The sequence below is a fragment of the Variovorax dokdonensis genome, assembly GCF_030316895.1.
Taxonomy (GTDB): domain Bacteria; phylum Pseudomonadota; class Gammaproteobacteria; order Burkholderiales; family Burkholderiaceae_C; genus Variovorax; species Variovorax dokdonensis.
In genome coordinates this window covers 1,025,680-1,045,810 of record NZ_JASZYV010000003.1, presented here as the reverse complement: position 1 = coordinate 1,045,810, position 20,131 = coordinate 1,025,680, and the positions used below count along the sequence as shown (strand labels likewise).

Genomic DNA, 20,131 nt, shown 5'->3' with positions numbered 1-20,131 from the left:
GCCCTCCCGGATGCTTCATCATCCATTCCATTCATGAATGACCAAACGGAACAAGCGCTTTCGACCGGATTGGTCCTGCTGCTTGCCGTGGCCGCCGGTCTGGCGGTCGCATCGCTCTACTACGCGCAGCCCATGCTCGGCGTGCTGGCCACCAGCTTGAGCGCCACGTCGCAACAGATCGGCTGGGTGCCGACGCTGACGCAACTGGGCTATGCGCTGGGCCTGCTCTTGCTGGCGCCGTTGGGCGATCGCTTCGACCGGCGCCGCATCATTCTTCTGAAGACGGCGTTGCTCTTCGGGGCGCTTCTGGCCGCAGCTGGGTCGCCGGGCATCGGCATGCTGTTGGCGGCAAGTCTGCTCATCGGGCTTGCGGCGACGCTGGCGCAGGACATCGTTCCAGCGGCGGCTACCTTGGCACCAGCGGCGCACCGAGGCCGAATCGTCGGCACCGTGATGACGGGCCTGCTGCTCGGCGTTCTGCTGTCCCGCGTGGTGAGCGGCGCGACCGCCGAGTTCTTCGGCTGGCGAAGCATGTTCGTGGCCGCGGCCGTTGCGGTCGCCGTGATGGGCGCGGCCTTGTGGCGCGGCCTGCCTGCCTTCGCGCCGACGACGCGCGTTTCCTACGCGGCCTTGCTCGGCTCGCTCGCGCAACTGTGGCGGCGCCACCCGGCGCTGCGCCGTGCCACGCTGGCGCAGGCGGCGCTGTCGGTGGGTTTCAGCGCCTTCTGGTCGACGCTGGCCGTGATGCTCCATGGCGAGCCCTTCCATCTGGGCAGCGCCGCCGCCGGTGCGTTCGGTCTGGCCGGGGCCGCCGGCGCGCTCGCCGCGCCTTTGGCGGGGCGCCTGGCCGATCGCCGTGGACCCGAGCGCGTGACCCGCATCGGGGCAGCGGTGGTCCTGGCGTCGTTCGCGGTCATGCTCGCCATGCCGCTGTTGCCCACCGGAACGCAGTTGGGGTTGATGGTGGCTGCCGCCATTGCGTTCGACCTCGGGTTCCAGTCGACGCTGGTGTCGCACCAGACCATCGTCTACGGCATCGAGCCGGAAGCGCGCAGCCGCCTCAACGCGGTGCTGTTCGTCGGCATGTTCTCCGGGATGGCGCTGGGCGCCGGCCTGGGCAGCCTGATGCTCTCGTTGGCAGGGTGGACCGGCGTGGTGGGTATGGCGACGTTTTCGGCGGCGATCGCGCTGGCGATCCGGCTGGCCGGTCGGCGCTGACACCGCGCCGCCAGGCGATCAGGCGTCGATGAACAGGGCCGGATCGACCATGGTCCGGTTGAGCATCACGCCCCAGTGCAAGTGCGGGCCGGTCACGCGGCCGGTGGCGCCGACCTGGCCCAGCACATCGCCGACCTCGAGCCGATCGCCCAACTGCACGTCGGTGCGGTGCAGATGGCAATACATGGTCAGCAGGCCGCCGCCATGGTCCAGCCACACCGTATTGCCGTTGAAGAAGTAGTCGCCGACGTCGATCACGCGGCCAGGCAGCGGCGCGGCGATCGGGGTGCCGGTGGCGGCTGCGATGTCCATGCCGCTGTGCGGATTGCGCGACTGTCCGTTGAACACGCGCCGCAGTCCGAACGAACTGGATCGACGGCCGGGCACCGGCACGGTCATGTGCAGGCGATCGGGGAGCGGCTGCGAGAAAGTCGCCATGACCTCCTTCGCGTGCGCGGCTTCGCGTTGATAGCGGGCGAGGTCTTCCGGCGAAAGCTCCACCTTGCCTGGCGCGACGGTCAGGCGCTGCTCGCTGTACTTCTTGGGGGCTACCGTATAGGCCACGCGCCGCTTGGGCTCGCCGCCTGACGTGACGTCGATGCTGGCCTGCCCCGGCGCCTGCGCCAGCGCAATGCCGACCAACGCCGTCCATTCGATCGGATCGCCGATCACGAGGATCGGCGCGCCTTCATGGCTGGCCGCCGGGCGGGTGGGCGACGGGCCCAGCGACAGGCGGGCGACACCGCCCGGCACCTGCAACGCCCGCGGAAAAAGGTCTGGTGCAGGCGGCGAGGCCGCCCAGGCCCGCGACGCCGTCGCCGGAAGCGCGAGCGCACCCGCCAGACCTGCGAGAAGCCTGCGACGCTGCATCGTCATTTGCCCCAACTGTCGCGCAGACTGCTGGTGCGATTGAACACGCGCCGGCCACTGGCGACGGCGTTGGCGTCCGCGACGAAGTAGCCGTGTCGCTCGAACTGCAGCGGCATGTCGCTGTGGGCATCGGCCAGCGAGGGCTCGACGTAGCCTTGCGACACGCTCAGGCTGTTGGGATTGAGCTCCTCGACCAACTCGCCCACGCCCGGGTTGTCGGCGACGAACAGGCGCTCGTACATGCGGATCTCGCAGGGCACGGCGTCGCTGGCACCGACCCATGTGATGACGCCCTTGACCTTGATCGCATCGGCGCCGGGCGTGCCACTCTTGGTGTCGGGCACGAGCCTGGCCTGCACCTCGGTGACTTGCCCTTCAGCGTCGCGGGTGGCGCCGGTGCATTCGATCACGTGGCCGTATTTCAGGCGGACCTTGTTGCCGGGATAGAGGCGCTGATAGCCCTTGGGCGGCACGTCCTCGTAGTCGGTGCGTTCGATCCACAGTTCGCGCCCGAACTTGAAGCGGCGATGCCCCATGTCCGGATGGTGCGGATGCACCGGCGCCGAGCAGGCATCGAGCACCTCGTCGCCGCCCATCAGTTCGCCCCAGTTGGTGATGACCAGCTTGACCGGATCGAGTACGGCCATGGCCCGCACGGCGATGGGGTCCAGCGTCTCGCGCAGCGCTGCCTCGAGGGCTGCGTAATCGGTCCAGCCGCCGGACTTGGTCACACCGCTTCGCTCGCAGAACAGCTTGATGGCATCGGGCGTATAGCCGCGGCGGCGCAGGCCGGCCAACGTGGGCATGCGCGGGTCGTCCCAGCCGTCGACATGGCCTTCCTCGACGAGTTGGCGCAGCTTGCGCTTGCTGGTCACCACGTGCGTGACGTTGAGGCGCGCGAATTCGTACTGCCGGGGCTGTGGCCGTGCGATCAGCCCGCCTTCGGCCAGTCGATCGAGCAGCCAGTCGTAGAAGGGCCGCTGGTCTTCGAATTCCAGCGTGCAGATGCTGTGGGTGATGTGCTCCAGCGCGTCTTCGATCGGGTGCGCGAAGGTGTACATCGGATAGATGCACCACTTGTCGCCCGTGTTGTGATGCGTCGCGCGCCGGATCCGGTACAGGGCGGGGTCGCGCAGGTTGATGTTGGGGCTGGCCATGTCGATCTTGGCCCGCAGCACGGCGGCACCGTCGGCCAGCTTGCCGTCGCGCATGTCTCGGAAGCGAGCCAGGTTTTCCTCGGCCGTGCGGGCGCGGAACGGGCTGTCCACGCCGGGCGTGTTGAAGTCGCCGCGGTGGGCGCGCATCTGCTCGGCGGTCTGCTCGTCCACATAGGCCAAGCCCGCGCCGATCAGGTATTCGGCGGCCCGGTACATGAAGTCGAAGTAGTCGCTGGCGAAGTACTGGTGCGAGTTCGGCGCACCCGGATGCGCGGGGTCGTCCGCGATCGCGGTGCCGAAGCCCATCCAATGCACGGCCTCACGGATGGCGTCGACGTATTCCTGCTCCTCCTTCTCGGGGTTGGTGTCGTCGAAGCGGAGGTGGCACACGCCGCCGTACTGCTCGGCCAGCGAGAAGTTCAGCCAGATGCTCTTGGCGTGGCCCAGGTGCAGGTAGCCGTTTGGTTCGGGCGGAAAGCGCAGGCGCACGCGCGCCGGATCGATCATGCCCTTGGCGTGGTGCTCGGCGTCGCCGGGCGAGCCGCCCCAGCGTCGTTCGGCGTAGGTGCCTTGCTCAAGATCGCTCTCGATGACCTGGCGCAGGAAATTGCTGGGTTTGGCCGTTTCTTTGTCGGCAGGGGAATTCATCATCGGATTCTAGAAGGCCGCGACGGTCGTTACCTTTACACACCAACTTCACGCTGCGCCGTACACGAGATTTACATGGCAGGCGTTGAATGCCGATATGGGTGAAACCGCCCGCAGGAGTACCAAAAAATGAAGCTCACACGTGCACATCTGAAGTTCTCGGCAGCGCTGCTTCTGGGCGCCGGTGCGCTCGGCGCGGCCACCACGGCATCGGCCGGCGTATCGTGGTCGGTCGGGGTCAACGTTCCGGGCGTGTACATCGGCGCGGCGGCTCCGGTCTACTACCCGCCCGCGCCCGTCTACTACCCGCCGGCTCCGGTGTATTACGGGCCGCCGCCCGTGGTCTATGCACCACCGGTGGTGGTCAGGCCCGCAGGTGGCTACTACGGCTACGGCCGTCCCTACTATCGGGCCGGCTATGCGCGGGGCTACTACCGCGGCGCGCATGGCGGGTATCGCGGCGGCCACTACGGGCGTCCGGGCTGGCGCTGAAGCCTTTTGCGGCCCTTCTACCCAAGGCGCCGATCTACCGAAACGTCCTGAACCGAACGCCCCTTTGCGGGGCGTTTTTCTTTTCATCGGTGCTCACATCGCCTTGAACTGCTGTGCGTAGAGGCGGCTGACCGAGATCTTCTCCGGCCGGCCGCGCAGGCGCAGAGTCAGGCGGCCCACGTCATCACGCTGGGCGGACTCGATGGCGTCGCTGCGTACCACGACGGCTCGGTGAACCTGCCAGAAGTCGTTGGGGTCGAGCTGCTGCATCAATTGCTTGAGCGGCGTGCGGATCAGGTGTTCCTGGGTGGCGGTGAGGACGCGCACGTATTTGTCGGCCGCCTCGAAGAAGACCACATCGCTCAGGGGCACCATGTGCAGACGTTGGCCGCCGGCGTCGCTGGCGGTGATGAACTTCAGGGGCGCGGTCGGTGCCGCCAAGGCTGGGCCCGGCGCCCCCGCCGTCGCCGCAGCCCCCGGCATCGCGGCGGTGGTGCCACCCGCGGCGGCGTCGATGAGCCGGCGCCATTGCGTGAGCGCCTGTTCCAGCGCTTCGGCCGCGGCGGGCGTGCTCCCGGAGGCGACCGGCAAAGCCGCCTGACGCGCAGACAGCGCCTGCTGCAAGCGCGCCACGGTCTTGCGCAGACGCTCTGGCTGAACCGGCTTGAGCACATAGTCGATCGCCTGGGCGTCGAAGGCACGGGTGGCGTATTCGTCGTAGGCGGTGACGAAAACCAGCTGGGGCATCGGGCGCTCGTCGACCGGCCATTGATCGGCAAGTTCTGTCGCTGCGCCGAGGCCGTCCAGGCCCGGCATGCGGATGTCGAAGAACAGCACCTCCGGCAGCAGGCGCAGGCTTTCCGAGACGGCGCTCAGGCCATTGCCCACGCTCGCGACGACGCTCAGGTCTGGCCAGGCCGCGGCCAGCTCGGCGCGCAATGCCGCGGCGAGCAAGGGTTCGTCTTCGGCGATGAGTGCAGTGGCTTTCATGGGGGCGGAGCGTGCGTGTTGCCTTGAAGAATGGGCGGTGCCGCGACAGAGGCCGCCGCGCTGTCCTCGGCCGGCGACGCGACCGCGATGGGCAACTGCACGCTGGCACAGGTGCCGCCCTCGGGCAGAGTGGTCATGCGCAGCGTACCGCGGTCGCCATGGGCGGTCGCGAGGCGTTCTCGCACCTGCGACAGTCCGAAGCCCGAGCCTTCTTGGTGGCGCATCGGATCTGGCTGCATGCCGACGCCGGTGTCGCGCACTTCGATGCGCAGTGCGCCATCGGCGACGCGCCGAGCGCGCACGAGGATCTCCCCGCCTTCCACCTTGGGCTCCAGCCCGTGCCGGATCGCGTTTTCCACCAGCGGCTGCAGCAACAGCGGCGGTACGGGCGTGTCGCGCAGCTCGTCGGGCAGGTCCAGCGTGTAGCGCAGGCGTTCGCCCATGCGCACGGACATCAGTTCGAGGTAGTCGGCCAAACGGTCGAACTCGGCCGCCAGCGGATGCGACGTGGCCCGCGAACCGGAAAGCGTCACGCGAAGGTAGCTGTTGAGCCGGTCCAGCATCGCGACGGCGCGCGGCGGGTCGGTGGCGATCAGCACGCGAAGGTTGGCCAGCGTGTTGAACAGCATGTGCGGCTCCAGCTGCGTTTCGAGCAGCTTGAGCTTGGCTTCGGCGGCATCTCGCTCCACCGCGTTCAGCCGCGCATCGAGCGCCGCGCGTTGTCCGCGTGCATGGAAGAAGTAGCTGCCGATGATGCCGGCGGTCACGGTGATCACGATCGACACATAGCTGTTGCGTCGGCCTTCCATGAAGCCTTGCAACGGGCCGCCGCCGAAAAGCGCATACGACAGCAGCGAGCCGACGAAGAAGCCGATCGCGATGCCGACCAAGGTCAGCACCGCCCCGCGCCAGCCCTTCGGCCATCCGGTCTCTCCGGGGGCCAGGAACGCAAAGCGCCCCAGTTCGATCGGCAGCCAGATGAAGGTGCCGATGCAGACCGAATAAGCCAGCTGCATCCAGTAGCCGTCTTCCGGCCAGATCAATGTGGTGAACGCGGCAATGGCCAAGCAGAAGGCCAGCACTTGCAGGTAGTGCCGGCCCAGGTCGCGCCAGTCGTGGTTCATGGCGCGCATTCTGCGGGAAGTGCGTGGGCGCCGGGGCGTTGGCTCACCACGGATCGGTGCCGTGCGCGGCGAGCTGTTCGCGTTCTCGCGCCACCATTCGTTCGAGCATCAGGTTGCCCGGCGCGAAAAGCCAGACCGACAGGCCGTGCAGCAACAGCCCCAGGCCCCAACCGAGCAGCGGAAAGACGGCCCAGTGGCGCCCCGTGGCCAGCGAGATGGCGACCAGCACGGTGTTGACGGCAACGTAGACCGTGGCGTGGCTCCAGAAGCCCAACTTTGCCTTGGCTCGGCGCCGGGCGAGTTGTTCGATGTCCTGTGTGGCGATGCGCATGATGATTCTCCTTGGAAAGGGTTGGGGGGGCGCTTGGCTTGCGTCAAGCGGCGCTCGGGCTGCGAAGGCCGCGCAGCTCGCGAACTTCGCGCAGTGCCAGCTTCCACAGCCGCAGCGCCCGGCCGAAGAACATGCCGCTGAAGGCGCCGTACAACGTGCTGATGCCGACGGCGAAGCTGGCCTGGTGCGTCAACTCGGGATGCATGGCCATCAAGACGCCGACCACGTACTTGGTGAAGAAGATGCCCATCATCAGCACCAGCGGCACCGCGCTTCCGGCCATGCGGAAGCTGCGCGTTGCAGCGTCGAACCGCGTCACCGCCGGCAGGGCGATTGCCTGGGTCGCCATCGTGGCGACCGCGGCCGCAGCAGCCCAGCCGACCAGTGCCATCGGCGAATTGCCGAAGGCAGACCACACGCCGTAGAGCGACAGGCCGATCATGGCCAGCGGCATCAGGCTGACGCGCATGAGGCCGACGGTGCCTTCGCGAAGCTGGCGGGCGCCCAGCCAGACCAGCAGGGCGAAAAGGCCGAATACCCATTCGGGCGTGTGGGAGAGGATCTGCAGCAGCATGTTGGCAACTCCTGAAAAAGGGGTGTCTGTCGGATTGGTGAGTGCACTGTGCCGGCGCGGGCCGGGAGCGGCCATCGCGTTGCGACGAACTGCGCCGAAGCGGCGCGAACGGCATGAGCGGCCGATGGGCGGCGGGGGGCTTTACCGCTTCTTTACGGTCGGTCAACGATGACAGCTACGATTTCACGCTCTACTCGTTTTGCTTCGCGCGTGCCCGGCGCCGCGCGAGCCATGCGCCAACAAGAACTTTCCCGACCTCAAGATGCCCCAGACGCCCGACGCGCCGCCCGCTGCTCCCATTGATTCGAACGCCGCTCGGGGAGGTCGCCGGCGCCGCGGGTGGGGCACGGTGGTGGCGCTGCTGCTCATGGCGGCGCTGGTCGGTGGCAGCTGGTATCTGATCAAGCATTCGTCATCGTCCCCGGGCGGGTTCGGTGGCCGTGGCGGGCCGGGTGGCCCCGGCGGCTTCGGCGGAGCGCCCTTGGTGACGGTGGGCGATGCCCTGGTCAAGCGCATGCAGTTGCCCATCACGCTCGATGCGCTGGGCACCGTCACGCCGCTGGCCACCGTCACGCTCAAGCCGCAGGTCGGCGGTGTGCTCACCGAAGTGCTGTTCACCGAGGGGCAAACCGTCAAGAAGGGCCAGTTGCTGGCCCGCATCGACCCGCGACCCTACGAGCAGGCCTTGGCGCAGGCCCAGGGCACGCTGCAGCGCGACGAGGCGCAGTTGCAGGCCGCGCGCGTCACCTTGCAGCGCTACCGCACGCTGCTGGGCCAGGACTCCATTGCCCGCCAGGAGGTCGACACCCAGGCCGCGCTGGTGGGGCAGCTCGAAGGCACGATCCTCACCGACAAGGCCAACGTGGCCACGGCGCGGCTGAACCTCGACTTCACGCGGCTGACGTCGCCGGTGGACGGCCGCATCGGCCTTCGTACGGTCGATCCGGGCAACACCGTGGCTGCCAACGCCAGCACCGGCATCGCCGTCATCACGCAGATGAATCCGATCGACGTGCAGTTCTCGGTGCCTCAGGACCAGGTGCCGGCCATCCAGCGTCAGAGCGGCGCAGGCGCCGCGATGCAGGTGGTGGCGATGGACCGCAACCGCAGCGAGACGCTGGACACCGGCCGCTTCTCCACCCTGGACAACGTGGTGGACGTGAGCACCGGCACCGTCAAGGCCAAGGCGCGCTTCGACAACACGGCCTCGGTGCTGTTTCCCAACCAGTTCGTCAACGTGCGGATGACGCTGCGTGTGGTCGATGCGCTGGTGGTGCCGGTCACGGCGGTCCGCAACGGTCCCAAGGGCCCCTACGTCTACGTGATCGGCGACGACCGCAAGGCGCAGATGCGCAGCATCGAGCGCGGCGAGACGACGGTGGAGTGGGTACAGATCCGCAATGGCCTGAAAGAAGGGGAGCGGGTCGTCACCGAAGGCGGCGATCGCCTGGACGACGGCACCCGCGTGCAGTTGCAGGGCGAGGCGGCCGCGCCCGGTGGTGCCGCCGGAGCCAAGCGGCCAGGCGGTGCGCCCGGCTCGGCGCCTGCACCGGTCGCGAAGACGGATGCGCGCCCGGCGGGTGCCGACGGCACGCAGGCCAAGCGGGCTATCGATCCGCCCAACGCCCAACAGCGCCAGCGCATCCTCGATTCGGCGCGCGGCGACACCGAGAAGCTGGCCGAGCGCAAGGCATTCCTGGAGGCGATCGACAAGGGCGATCCGCAAGCCCTGGAGCGCTGGCGCGAGCTGTCGCAGCGTCGCCGTCGCCAGCCCGCGCCGGAATGAGCGCGGCTGTCCGGAGCCCGGCATGAGTCCGTCCACCCCGTTCATCCGCCGCCCGGTCGCCACGGGCTTGCTGATGCTGGCCATCGTGCTCGCCGGTCTGGTGGGCTTGCGCTTCTTGCCGCTTTCGGCCTTGCCGCAGGTGGATTACCCCACCATCCAGGTGCAGACGCTCTATCCCGGCGGCAGCCCGGAGGTGATGAGCCGCACCGTCAGCGCGCCGCTGGAGCGCCAGTTCGGCCAGATGTCGGGCCTGAACCGAATGAGTTCGATCAGCGCCGCAGGCGTCTCGATCGTGACCCTGCAGTTCGATCTCGACCAGACGCTGGACGTGGCCGAGCAGCAGGTGCAGGCCGCCATCAACGCCGGCGGCTCGTTCCTGCCTGCCGACCTGCCGGCGCCACCCGTCTACGCCAAGGTCAACCCGGCCGATGCGCCCATCCTCACGCTGGCCGTCCGTTCGGACACGATGCCGCTCACCGAGGTCCAGAACCTGGTCAACACGCGGCTGGCGCAGAAGATCAGCCAGGTCAGCGGCGTCGGCCTGGTCACCCTGGCGGGCGGGCAGCGCCCGGCCGTGCGCATCCAGGCCGACACCAATGCGCTGGCTTCCGCCGGCATCGGCCTGGACACCCTGCGCAGCGCCATCAGCGCGGCCAATGCGAACAGCGCCAAGGGCAGCTTCGACGGGCCGCAACGCGCCTACACGATCAACGCCAACGACCAGTTGGTGACGGCGGCCGACTACCAGAAGCTCATCGTGGCCTGGAAGAACGGCGCCCCCGTGCGGCTGGCCGACGTGGCGCGCGTGGTCAACAGCGCCGAGAACACGCAGTTGGGCGCGTGGGCGGCATTGAAGAATGAGGCAACGGCCGAGCCGGACCGCACGGTGGCACCGACCGCGGGCGCCGACAGCTATCCGGCCGTCATCATCAACGTGCAGCGGCAGCCCGGTGCCAACGTCATCGCCACGGTCAATGCCATCCGCGCACGGCTGCCGGAGCTGGAGGCATCTCTGCCGGGATCGCTGACGGTGGAGGTGCTGTCCGACCGCACAACCGGCATCCGCGCCTCGGTCGAGCATGTGCAGATCGAGCTGGCGCTGGCGGTGCTGCTGGTGGTGCTGGTCATCTTCTTCTTCCTGCACAGCCTGCGCGCGACGGTGATCGCCAGCATCGCGGTGCCGATCTCGCTGGTGGGCACCTGCGGGCTGATGTACCTGCTGGGGTATTCGCTGAACAACCTGAGCCTGATGGCCCTGACCATCGCCACCGGCTTCGTGGTGGACGATGCGATCGTGATGATCGAGAACATCTCGCGCTACATCGAGCAAGGCGAGAAGCCCTTCGCGGCCGCGGTGAAGGGGGCGTCGCAGATCGGCTTCACCATCATTTCTTTGACGGTGTCTTTGGTGGCGGTGCTCATTCCGCTGCTGTTCATGGAAGACGTGGTCGGCCGCTTGTTCCGCGAGTTCGCGGTCACGCTGGCCATCACGATCCTGATCTCGGCCGTCGTTTCGCTCACCCTGGTGCCGATGATGTCGGCGCGCTGGCTCAAGCATGAGGAGGTGTCGGGGCAGGGGCGTGTCGCTGTGGCCGTGCAGGGCTTCTTCGACCGCGTGATCCGCCGCTACGACCAGCAGTTGCAATGGGTGCTGAACCGCCAGGGGCTGGTGCTGCTGGTGGCCATCGGCACGCTGGTGCTCACGGCCTTGCTCTACGCGTTCATTCCCAAGGGACTGTTCCCGACGCAGGACACCGGCCAGTTGCGCGTGCGCGTCGAGGCCGCCCAGGACGTCTCGTATCAGCGCATGTCGCAGCTGCAGCAGCAGGTGGTGCAGGCGGTGCTGGCCGACCCGGCCGTGCGCAGCATCAGTTCCGTGGTGGGCGTCGACGCGGCCAACAACACCATGCTCAACACCGGCAGCATGCAGGTGAACTTCGAGCGCGGCCATGGCAGCCAGCAGGCGCTGATGGACCGGCTGCGCAGCACGGTGACGCGTCAGGTGGCGGGTGTGCAGCTGTACATGCAACCCACGCAGGACCTGACCATCGACGCGGAATCCGGTCCGACCGAATTCCGCGTGTCGTTGGAAGGCGCCGACTCGACGCTGGTCAACGACTGGGCCAACAAGCTGGTGCGCAAGCTGCAGGAAGACAGCTTCACGCCCTATGTGCGCAATGCGACCACCGATGCCGGCGCGCAGGGCCTGGCGGCGTATGTGGACATCGACCGCAACACCGCGTCGCGCCTGTCGATCACGGCCAGTTCGGTGGACGATGCGCTGTACAGCGCCTTCGGCCAGCGCATCGTGTCCACCATCTTCACCGAGACCAACCAGTACCGCGTGATCCTGGAGGCCCAGCGCGAAGGGCTGGAATCGATCGACGGGCTGGGCACCCTGCAGCTCAAGACGGGCAGCGGCGCGGCAACACCGCTTTCGTCCTTCGCCACGGTGCGCGAGCAGCTGGCGCCGCTTCAGATCACGCGGGTCGCGCAGTATCCGGCGGCCACGGTGGGCTTCGACACGGCGCCGGGCGTCGCGCTGGGCAGCTCGGTCGATCAGGTCCGCAAGGCCGCTCGGGAGATCGGCCTGCCCGCATCGATCACGCTGCGCTTCCTGGGTGCGGCGGGCGCGTACGAAAAGTCGCTCACCAGCCAGCTCTGGCTGATCCTGGCGGCGGTCGTGTGCGTGTACATCGTGCTGGGGGTGCTGTACGAAAGCTACGTGCATCCCCTGACCATCCTGAGCACGCTGCCCTCGGCCGGCGTGGGCGCCTTGCTCGCGCTGTGGCTCACCGGCAATGACCTGGGGGTGATCGGCATCATCGGCATCATTCTTCTGATCGGCATCGTCAAGAAGAACGCGATCATGATGATCGACTTCGCCATCGACGCGGAGCGCAACGAGCATCGTCCGCCGCGCGAGGCCATCCACCAGGCGGCGCTGCTGCGTTTCCGCCCGATCATGATGACCACGCTCGCCGCGCTGGGCGCCGCCATTCCGCTGATGCTGGGCTTTGGCGAGGGTGCCGAACTGCGGCGGCCGCTTGGCCTGGCGATCTTCGGTGGCCTGGTCCTGTCGCAGGCGCTCACGCTCTACACCACGCCGGTGATCTACCTGGCCTTCGACCGGCTTGGCCAGCGCTTCGGCGGCCGGCGTGCACCGGATGACGCGAGCGATCCGAGCGGGGCCGCGCACCCATGAACTTCTCGCGCCTGTTCATTCAGCGTCCGATCGCCACGGTGTTGCTCACCCTGGGCCTGGCGCTGGCCGGACTCATGGCCTTCTTCGCGCTGCCGGTGGCGCCGCTGCCGCAGGTGGACTTTCCGACCATCTCCGTCAGCGCGAACATCTCGGGCGCCAGCCCTGCCACCATGGCTTCCAGCGTAGCCACGCCGCTGGAGCGCTACCTGGGCGTGATCCCGGGCGTCAACGAAATGACGTCCAACAGCTCCAACGGGCAGACGCGCATCACGCTGCAGTTCGACCTGTCGCGCAACATCGATGCGGCGGCGCGCGAAGTGCAGGCCGCCATCAATGCCGCCCGTGTCGATCTGCCGGCCACGCTTCGCACCAACCCGACCTACCGCAAGGTCAATCCCGCGGCGTCGCCGGTGGTCATCCTGGCGCTCACGTCCAAGACGCGCACCCCAGGGCAGATCTACGACGCCGTGTCCAACATCGTGAGCCAACGCCTGTCGCAGGTCGAGGGCGTGGGCGACGTGGAGATCGGCGGCGGCTCGCTGCCTGCGGTGCGGGTGGAACTGGAGCCTTTCTCGCTCAACCGGATGGGCATCAGCACCGAGGACGTGCGTGCCGCCATCCAGGCCAACAATGCCAACCGGCCCAAGGGTGTCATCGAAAGCGACGACCGCCGCCTTCAGATCTACACGCCTGCGCCTGGCCTGCGAGCGGCCGACTACCGCGACCTGGTGATCGCCTGGCGCAACAACGCCGCCGTGCGCCTGCGCGACGTGGCCAACGTGATCGACAGCGTCGAGAACACCCGCACCGTTGGCCTGTTCAACGGGGAGCCGGCGGTGATCGTGCTGGTCACGCAGCAGCCCGGGGCCAACATCATCGAGACGGTGGACGGCGTTCGCAACCTGCTGCCCGAGCTGCGCGCCCAGTTGCCGGCGGACATCACCGCGCAGGTGGCCTCCGACCGCACCAACTCCATCCGTGCCTCGCTGCACGAAGTGGAGTTGACCCTGATGATTTCCATCGCGCTGGTCGTGGCGGTGGTGGGGCTGTTCCTGCGCAGGGCGAGGGCCACGGTGGTGCCGGCGGTGGCCACCGTCGTCTCGTTGATGGCTACCTTTGGCGCCATGCACCTGCTGGGCTTTTCGCTCAACAACCTGAGTCTGATGGCGCTCACCGTGGCGACCGGGTTCGTGGTGGACGATGCCATCGTCGTCCTCGAGAACACGCAGCGTCACATCGAGGCCGGCATGGACCGGATGCAGGCCGCGCTCAAGGGCGCGCGCGAGGTGGGCTTCACCGTGCTGTCCATCAGCCTGTCGCTGGTGGCGGTGTTCATTCCCTTGCTCTTCATGGGCGGGCAGGTGGGCCGCCTGTTCTCCGAGTTCGCTGTCACGCTGTCGGCGGCGGTGATGATCTCGCTGGTCGTCTCGCTGACCACCACGCCGATGATGTGCGCGGCGCTCTTGCGCAGCGAGTCGTACTACCAGTCTCGGCCGCCCGGCCGCTTCACGCGCGCCGCCGAAGGGACGTGGACGCGCGTGCTGCGCGCCTATTCGGCCAGCCTGGACTGGGCGCTGTCGCACAAGGCGCTGGTCATCGTCTTTTTGCTGGTGGTGGTCGGACTCAACTACGCGCTCTTCGCCGCCATTCCGAAGGGCTACTTTCCTCAGCAGGACAACGGGCAGTTGGTGGCGGGCATCCGGGCCGACCAGAGCATCTCGTCGACCGCGCTGACCGCCAAGCTCAAGCAGGCGGTCGACATCATCCACAAGGATGCGGCGGTGGACACGGTGGTGGGTTTTGCCGGCGGGTCGCGCGCAGGCGGCGGCTTCATGTTCGTGAACCTCAAGGCCGTGGGCGAGCGCAACGTGAAGACGCAGCAGGTGATCGACCGCCTGCGGCCTCAGCTCAGCCAGATCCCCGGCCTGCGCATCTTCCTCGGGCCGGTGCAGGACTTGCGCATGGGCGGGCGCCAGAGCAACTCCACTTATCAATACACGCTCAAGAGCGACAGCCTGGCGGATCTGCGAACCTGGTCGGCCAAGCTGGCCGAGCGCATGACGCAGTACCCGCAGTTGACGGACGTCGACGGCGAAAGCTCCGACAACGGCGTCGAGACCTATGTGCAGGTCGACCGCGACGCCGCGGCGCGCCTGGGGGTGAGTTCGACGGCGCTGAACAGCGCCATGTACAACGCCTTCGGCCAGCGATCGGTGGCGACGATCTACAACGACCGCAATCAGTACTCGGTCATCATGGAATGGGCGCCGAAGTTCCAGCCCTCGCCCGTGGTGCTGAGCGACGTGTGGGTGCCTTCCACGCTCAACACCGCGACGAGCGCCAGTGGCGCGAGCGTGCTCACCTCCATCGACGACAAGACAGATGGCAGCACGGGTACGTCGACCGCGACCTCGGCCAACCCGGGTTCGCGAAGCTCGTCGTCCGGGCAGGCATTGGCCAACGACACGACGCACCTGGTGCCGCTGTCGGCCTTCGCCAAGCTGGCCGAGCGTGCGGTGCCCAGCTCCATCAGCCATGACGACACGGAGCTGTCGAGCACCATCTCGTTCAATCTGGCCGACGGCGCCAGCTTGCAGGACGCCCAGCAGGCCGTGAAGCAGGCGGAGGCCGACATCGCCATGCCGATCAACGTGCGTGGCAGTTTCGCCGGCACGGCGCGCGCGGCCCGGGAGACTTCGGGCCAGCAGGTGGTGCTGATCGGCGCTGCGATCGTGGTGATCTACATCGTGCTGGGCATCCTCTATGAAAGCCTGATCCATCCGCTCACCGTGCTCAGCACGCTGCCGTCCGCCGGCGTGGGCGCGGTGCTGGCGCTGATGCTGTTTCGGATGGAACTGTCGGTGATCGCACTGATCGGGCTCTTCCTGCTGATCGGCATCGTCAAGAAGAACGCGATCCTGATCATAGATTTCGCGCTCGAAGCCGAGCGCTCGCGGGGGCTGAGCGCCGGCGAGGCCGTGCGCGAAGCCTGCCTGATGCGCCTGCGCCCCATCCTCATGACCACCCTGGCGGCGATGCTGGGTGCGCTGCCGCTGGCCATTGGCTTCGGCCTCGGCTCGGAGCTGCGCCAGCCGCTGGGCGTGGCCATCATCGGCGGGCTGCTGGCTTGCCAGCTCCTGACCTTGCTGACCACGCCGGTGGTGTATGTGCTGCTCGACGGGCTGCGCCGCAAGACGGCCGACGAGCGAGCCCTCAGTCGCGCAGGCGGCGCCGATGCACCGGCCGCGAGCGCGCTGCCGTCCTGAACATTCCGATGCCAAAGAACAAGACGATTTCCCTTTTCTTCATGCCGCGTAGTCTGTGCGGACTGCTGATCGCAGCTGCGCTGGGCGGCTGTGCGGTCGGTCCTGCCTACGAAAGGCCCGAAGCGGCATCTTCTGCCGCCTGGAAAGAGTTGCCGACGGCACCGGGTTGGGTGCCAGCCACGCCGGCCGACGCCATGGCGCGCGGCGAATGGTGGAAGCTGTTCGGCGACCCGGTGCTCGACCAACTGGCCGAGCGGGTTCAGGTCGACAACCAGAACATCGCGGTCGCCGTCGCCGCCTACACGCAGGCGCAGGCGGCCGTGCGCGAGCAACGCGCATCGCTCTTTCCCACGGTGAGCCTGTCCGCCAGCACGCGGCGCAGCGGGCAGACGGGCGGCGGCGCCTCCGGCGCGACGGGCAGCAGCAGCGCCGCGCTCGGCGCCTCCTGGGAGCCCGATCTGTGGGGGCGACTGCGGGCCTCGGTCAGCAGTGCCCAGGCGCAGGCGCAGGCGAGCGAGGCGGACCTGGCCGCGGCGCGCCTGTCGATGCTGGGCAGCCTGGCCATCAACTATTTCTCGCTGCGCGAAGCCGATGTCGAACTGGCAACGCTGTCGACCACCATCGATGGCTACGAGCGCTCGCTCACCATCGCGCGCAACCGCTACGAGGCGGCCATCGCGGCGCAGACCGACGTGCTGCAGGCCCAGACGCTGCTCGCCAATGCACGCCAGCAGCGCGCGGCCTTGATGCGCGACCGAGCCACGTCGGAGCACGCCATCGCCGTGCTGACCGGTGTGCCGCCGGCCAACTTCAGCCTGCCGGTGGCTGAATGGAAGCCGGTGGTGCCGATCGTCTCGCCGGGGTTGCCGTCCGAGTTGCTGCAGCGCCGGCCCGACATTGCGGCGGCGGAGCGCGCGGTGGCGGCGGCCAACGAGCAGATCGGCATCCAGCGATCGGCCTACTTCCCCAGCTTCACCTTCGATGCGTCGCTGGGGCGGTCGACCACGCGCTGGTCCGACCTGTTCAATGCGTCGAATGCGCTGTGGTCGCTGGGCCTGTCGCTCACGCAGGTGGTATTCGACGCCGGCGCGATCGGCGCGCGGGTCGATCAGGCCAAGGGCGCGCACGAGGGTGCGGTGGCCAGCTATCGGCAGACCGTGCTCGCGGCGTTCCAGGCGGTCGAGGATCAGCTCACCGCGCTCGACAGCCTGGCCGAGCAGGTGGCCCAGTCGCGCGCCGCGTCGGCCGCGGCCGACCGCACCGAACAGCAGACCGACAACCGCTACCGCGCAGGCCAGGTGAACTACACGGACGTGGTGGTGGCGCAGGTCTCGGCGCTCAATGCGCGGCGCAGCGTGCTGCAGTTGCAGGTGGCGCAGCAGATCGCCGCGATCGGGCTCATCCAGGCGCTCGGCGGTGGCTGGCAGGCGTCGTGGATGGCGCCGCAGTAGTTTGGCGCGGCCGTGCGCCGCGTGAAGTGAGGGCGGTCAGAAGGCCCTGGCGATAATCGCGCTTCAAATCGCAAGGAGCGCAAGTTGGATCTGGTATTGCTGGCCAAGGCCGCGGTCATGGGCATTGTGGAGGGCCTGACCGAATTTCTTCCCATCTCATCCACGGGTCACCTGATCCTCGCGGGCAGCCTGCTGGGTTTCGGGGGCGACAAGGCGAAGGTGTTCGACATCGCCATCCAGACCGGCGCCATCTTCGCCGTCATCCTGGTCTATTGGCAGAAGATCCATTCCACGGCCGTTGCCTTGCCTCGCCAGGCCAAGGCCCGGCGCTTCGTGCTCAACGTGCTGATCGCCTTCTTCCCCGCCGTGGTGCTGGGCCTGATGTTCGGCAAGGCGATCCAGTCACACCTGTTCACGCCGATGGTGGTGGCCACCACCTTCATCGTGGGCGGCCTGATCATCCTGTGGGCCGAAAAGCGCCCACCTGGCTCGGTGCGGGTGGAGAACATCGACGACATGACGCCCTGGGACGCCCTGAAGGTCGGCTTGGTGCAATGCTTCGCGCTGGTGCCGGGCACGAGCCGTTCCGGAGCCACCATCATCGGCGGCATGTTGCTTGGCCTGTCGCGCAAGGCGGCGACCGATTTTTCGTTCTTCCTTGCCATGCCCACGCTGATCGGCGCCGGCGTCTACAGCCTCTACAAGGAGCGTGCGCTGCTGTCGATGGCCGACCTGCCGATGTTCGGCGTGGGGCTGCTGTTCTCGTTCGTCAGCGCCTGGATCTGCGTGCGCTGGCTGCTGCGCTATATCTCCACGCATGATTTCGTGCCCTTTGCCTGGTACCGCATCGCGTTCGGCCTGATCGTTTTCTTCACCGCCTGGACCGGGGCGGTGGACTGGGCGCACTGAGCCGACGGGGCGCGCCGGCGGGCGCGTTGTCGAGCGCGCCAGGCGTTAGCCTGCCCGATGATGCATCGGCCGAGATGCGATGATCGCTCCCCAAAGCAAACGGGCGCACAGTGCGCCCATAAAGTTCAGGAGGAGTTTGCATGAAGCGTTCATCGCTCGCGCTGGCCATGGCATCGATGGGTGTCGCGGGTCCAGCCTTGGCCCAGTCCAGCGTGGTCATCAACGGCTTGATCGACATCGGTGTCTATCGCGACACCAGCAAGACCTGGCAGGTCGGTCCGATCCAGAGAAGCAACATCGCCATCAGCGGCACGGAAGACCTGGGCGGCGGCATGGCCGCCACATTCAGGATCAGCACCCGGTTCGAGACCGATACCGGCCAGCTCGAGCAGAGCGACAAGCCCTTCTTTCATGACGAGTCCACCGTCGGGCTCAAGGGTGGTTTCGGCCACGTGCGGCTTGGGCGCGCGCTCGACGCCATGTACGCGCACGACTGGAAGTTCGACGCCTGGGGCAACTTCGACCGCATCGCCTCGCCGGCCTGGGACATCTGGCATTACAACTACCCATCCGACCCGACGGCCAACAACGGGACGCCGGACTATGGGCGCATCAACAACGCCGTGTTCTACGACTCGCCCCAGCTCTACGGGTTCTCGGTGCACCTGAGCACGGCGGCCAACGAGAACGTGCGTGGACAGGGGGCCCGCTCGCCCGAGCAGCCCTGGGGCGCGACGCTGCTCTACACCGGCAAGATGCTGGGGGCCATGGCGTCGAGCGAGCGCAACAGCCGCGGCGACGAAGACACCTTCTTCGGCCTGCGCGGCACCTTTGGAGATTTCAGCCTCTATGGCGCCTACGACCGCAGTGAAGACGCCTCGACGTCGAGCGTGGCCAAGGCCTACACGGCCAGCGCGATGTACGTGATGGACCAGATCACCTTCCGCGCGGGCTTCGGCCAGCTCGAACTTGCCGGCGTGCGTGCGCAACGCACCTACACGGCCAGCGCCGGCTATGCGTTTTCGAAGCGCACCAGCGTCTACGTGGACTATGCGCGCAAGTACTACCCCGATCGGGACGCCGACATGTACGGCGTGGGCATCGCTCACTCGTTCTGATTGGGCGGAGCGTGCCCGCAAGGCTTGGGATGTGCGGGCATCGGCAGTCGAGTCGCAGCGTACCGCTCAGGGACGTACTGCCTCGACCATCCGCCGCACAAGCGGATGCACGACGCGGCGCTCCGTGCTGATGCCGTAGAAGTGTTCCACCACGTCGTCCATCGCGCCGATGCGTCGTACCCCGTACTGCGCCAGCAACTGCTGGTGCACGAGAACCGGCGCGGGAAACACGCCCATGCCTCCCGCGGCGAAGATTTTCAGCAGCGCTGAATCCTCAAATTCGCCAGCCACCTTCGGAGCGATGCCGTTTCGCATCAGCCAGCGGTCGATCTGAGGGCGAACGGCCGCGTTCGCCGCGGGCAGCAGCACGGGGACATGGGCCAGACCGTTCGGAAAGTCGTTCTTGGCGCGCACCGCCAATTCGGCCGTGCCGTACCAGGCCAGCGCCGACGAGCCCATCGCGTGGTTGAACACCTTGAGCCCTGCATGCGCCGGCGCGGGGCGGTCGGCCAGCACGAGGTCTAGCTTGTGGACGGCCAGGTTGCCCAGGAGGTCGTCAAAGTCCTGTTCGTGGCACAGGAGCCGCAAACCCGCCGTGGCCAGTACCGGCTGAACCAGATGGCGCACCACGAGCTTGGGAAGCGTGTCGCTGATGCCCAGCGCCAGCCGCACTGCGGGCCCGCTTCCCGCGCGCTCCCGTACGAGCGAGGGAAGCGCCTCGCCAGCCTCGAAGATCACGTCGGCCTGCTGCATGGCACGTTGTCCTGCTTCGGTCAGCGTCACGCCGCGACCTTCGGGACGAAGCAGTTGCACACCCAGGGCGCGCTCAAGCTCGCGCACCTGCGCGCTGACCGTCTGGACCGCCATGTCGAGTCGCGAAGCGGCCCGGGACATCCCGCCCTCTTTCGCAACGACCCAGAAATAGTACAGATGCCGGTAGTTGAAGAGCTGCGACATGTTCCTGTTTTAAAGGAGGGTTGTTACCGAATTAT

At 67.6% G+C, this 20,131-nt stretch carries 15 protein-coding genes; 8 read left to right on the top strand and 7 right to left on the bottom strand.

What is annotated here, in order from left to right; all coding sequences use genetic code 11:
* The first annotated feature begins 33 nt into the window (after window positions 1–33).
* Entirely contained in the window at window positions 34–1,218 is a 1,185-nt protein-coding gene (locus QTH91_RS18525) for an MFS transporter (RefSeq protein ID WP_286661559.1), read from the top strand.
* A gap of 18 nt (window positions 1,219–1,236) precedes the next feature.
* Here the strand turns inward: QTH91_RS18525 and QTH91_RS18520 are convergent, their stop codons facing one another.
* Entirely contained in the window at window positions 1,237–2,094 is an 858-nt protein-coding gene (locus tag QTH91_RS18520) for a M23 family metallopeptidase (RefSeq protein ID WP_286661558.1), read from the bottom strand.
* Complete coding sequence (locus QTH91_RS18515) at window positions 2,091–3,893, bottom strand: glutamine--tRNA ligase/YqeY domain fusion protein (protein WP_286661557.1); 1,803 nt, start codon at window positions 3,891–3,893, stop codon at window positions 2,091–2,093. The genes QTH91_RS18520 and QTH91_RS18515 overlap by 4 nt, the downstream gene beginning before the upstream one ends.
* Before the next feature lie 129 nt (window positions 3,894–4,022).
* Here QTH91_RS18515 and QTH91_RS18510 point away from each other — a divergent pair, with 129 nt between their 5' ends.
* The gene (locus tag QTH91_RS18510; protein ID WP_286661556.1) at window positions 4,023–4,385 is read left to right on the top strand and encodes a hypothetical protein; all 363 of its coding nucleotides are present in this window, start codon (window positions 4,023–4,025) and stop codon (window positions 4,383–4,385) included.
* Between the two features lie 93 nt (window positions 4,386–4,478).
* On the opposite strand, the gene QTH91_RS18505 is transcribed toward QTH91_RS18510, so the two are convergent.
* Genes QTH91_RS18505 through QTH91_RS18490 form a run of 4 tightly spaced genes read right to left on the bottom strand, consistent with a single transcriptional unit; the run spans window position 4,479 to window position 7,404 of the window.
* The gene (locus tag QTH91_RS18505) at window positions 4,479–5,375 is read right to left on the bottom strand and encodes a LytR/AlgR family response regulator transcription factor (protein WP_286661555.1); all 897 of its coding nucleotides are present in this window, start codon (window positions 5,373–5,375) and stop codon (window positions 4,479–4,481) included.
* Complete coding sequence (locus tag QTH91_RS18500) at window positions 5,372–6,499, bottom strand: sensor histidine kinase (protein WP_286661554.1); 1,128 nt, start codon at window positions 6,497–6,499, stop codon at window positions 5,372–5,374. Before QTH91_RS18500 ends, QTH91_RS18505 begins: the two co-directional genes overlap by 4 nt.
* Before the next feature lie 43 nt (window positions 6,500–6,542).
* Window positions 6,543–6,830: a 2TM domain-containing protein gene (locus QTH91_RS18495; protein WP_286661553.1), complete on the bottom strand. Its 288-nt coding sequence runs from the start codon at window positions 6,828–6,830 to the stop codon at window positions 6,543–6,545.
* A gap of 43 nt (window positions 6,831–6,873) precedes the next feature.
* Window positions 6,874–7,404 (bottom strand): DUF6622 family protein, encoded by a 531-nt coding sequence (locus tag QTH91_RS18490; protein WP_286661552.1) that lies wholly within the window; start codon window positions 7,402–7,404, stop codon window positions 6,874–6,876.
* 262 nt (window positions 7,405–7,666) lie between these two features.
* Here QTH91_RS18490 and QTH91_RS18485 point away from each other — a divergent pair, with 262 nt between their 5' ends.
* The 6 genes from QTH91_RS18485 (at window position 7,667) to QTH91_RS18460 (ending at window position 19,139) form a co-directional block, all read left to right on the top strand.
* Window positions 7,667–9,190 carry an efflux RND transporter periplasmic adaptor subunit gene (locus QTH91_RS18485; protein WP_286661551.1) on the top strand — a complete coding sequence of 508 codons (1,524 nt, stop codon included), beginning with the start codon at window positions 7,667–7,669 and terminating at the stop codon, window positions 9,188–9,190.
* A gap of 22 nt (window positions 9,191–9,212) precedes the next feature.
* Entirely contained in the window at window positions 9,213–12,395 is a 3,183-nt protein-coding gene (locus tag QTH91_RS18480) for an efflux RND transporter permease subunit (protein WP_286661550.1), read from the top strand.
* A complete protein-coding gene (locus QTH91_RS18475) occupies window positions 12,392–15,661 on the top strand; it encodes an efflux RND transporter permease subunit (protein WP_286661549.1) in 3,270 nt (1,089 codons plus the stop codon). Before QTH91_RS18480 ends, QTH91_RS18475 begins: the two co-directional genes overlap by 4 nt.
* A gap of 8 nt (window positions 15,662–15,669) precedes the next feature.
* Window positions 15,670–17,112, top strand: a complete 1,443-nt coding sequence (locus tag QTH91_RS18470; RefSeq protein WP_286661548.1) for an efflux transporter outer membrane subunit — start codon at window positions 15,670–15,672, stop codon at window positions 17,110–17,112.
* A gap of 84 nt (window positions 17,113–17,196) precedes the next feature.
* The gene (locus QTH91_RS18465; RefSeq protein ID WP_286661547.1) at window positions 17,197–18,021 is read left to right on the top strand and encodes an undecaprenyl-diphosphate phosphatase; all 825 of its coding nucleotides are present in this window, start codon (window positions 17,197–17,199) and stop codon (window positions 18,019–18,021) included.
* Window positions 18,022–18,161: 140 nt separating this feature from the next.
* Entirely contained in the window at window positions 18,162–19,139 is a 978-nt protein-coding gene (locus QTH91_RS18460; protein WP_286661546.1) for a porin, read from the top strand.
* A gap of 66 nt (window positions 19,140–19,205) precedes the next feature.
* Here the strand turns inward: QTH91_RS18460 and QTH91_RS18455 are convergent, their stop codons facing one another.
* A complete protein-coding gene (locus QTH91_RS18455) occupies window positions 19,206–20,096 on the bottom strand; it encodes a LysR family transcriptional regulator (RefSeq protein WP_286661545.1) in 891 nt (296 codons plus the stop codon).
* Window positions 20,097–20,131 lie beyond the last annotated feature (35 nt).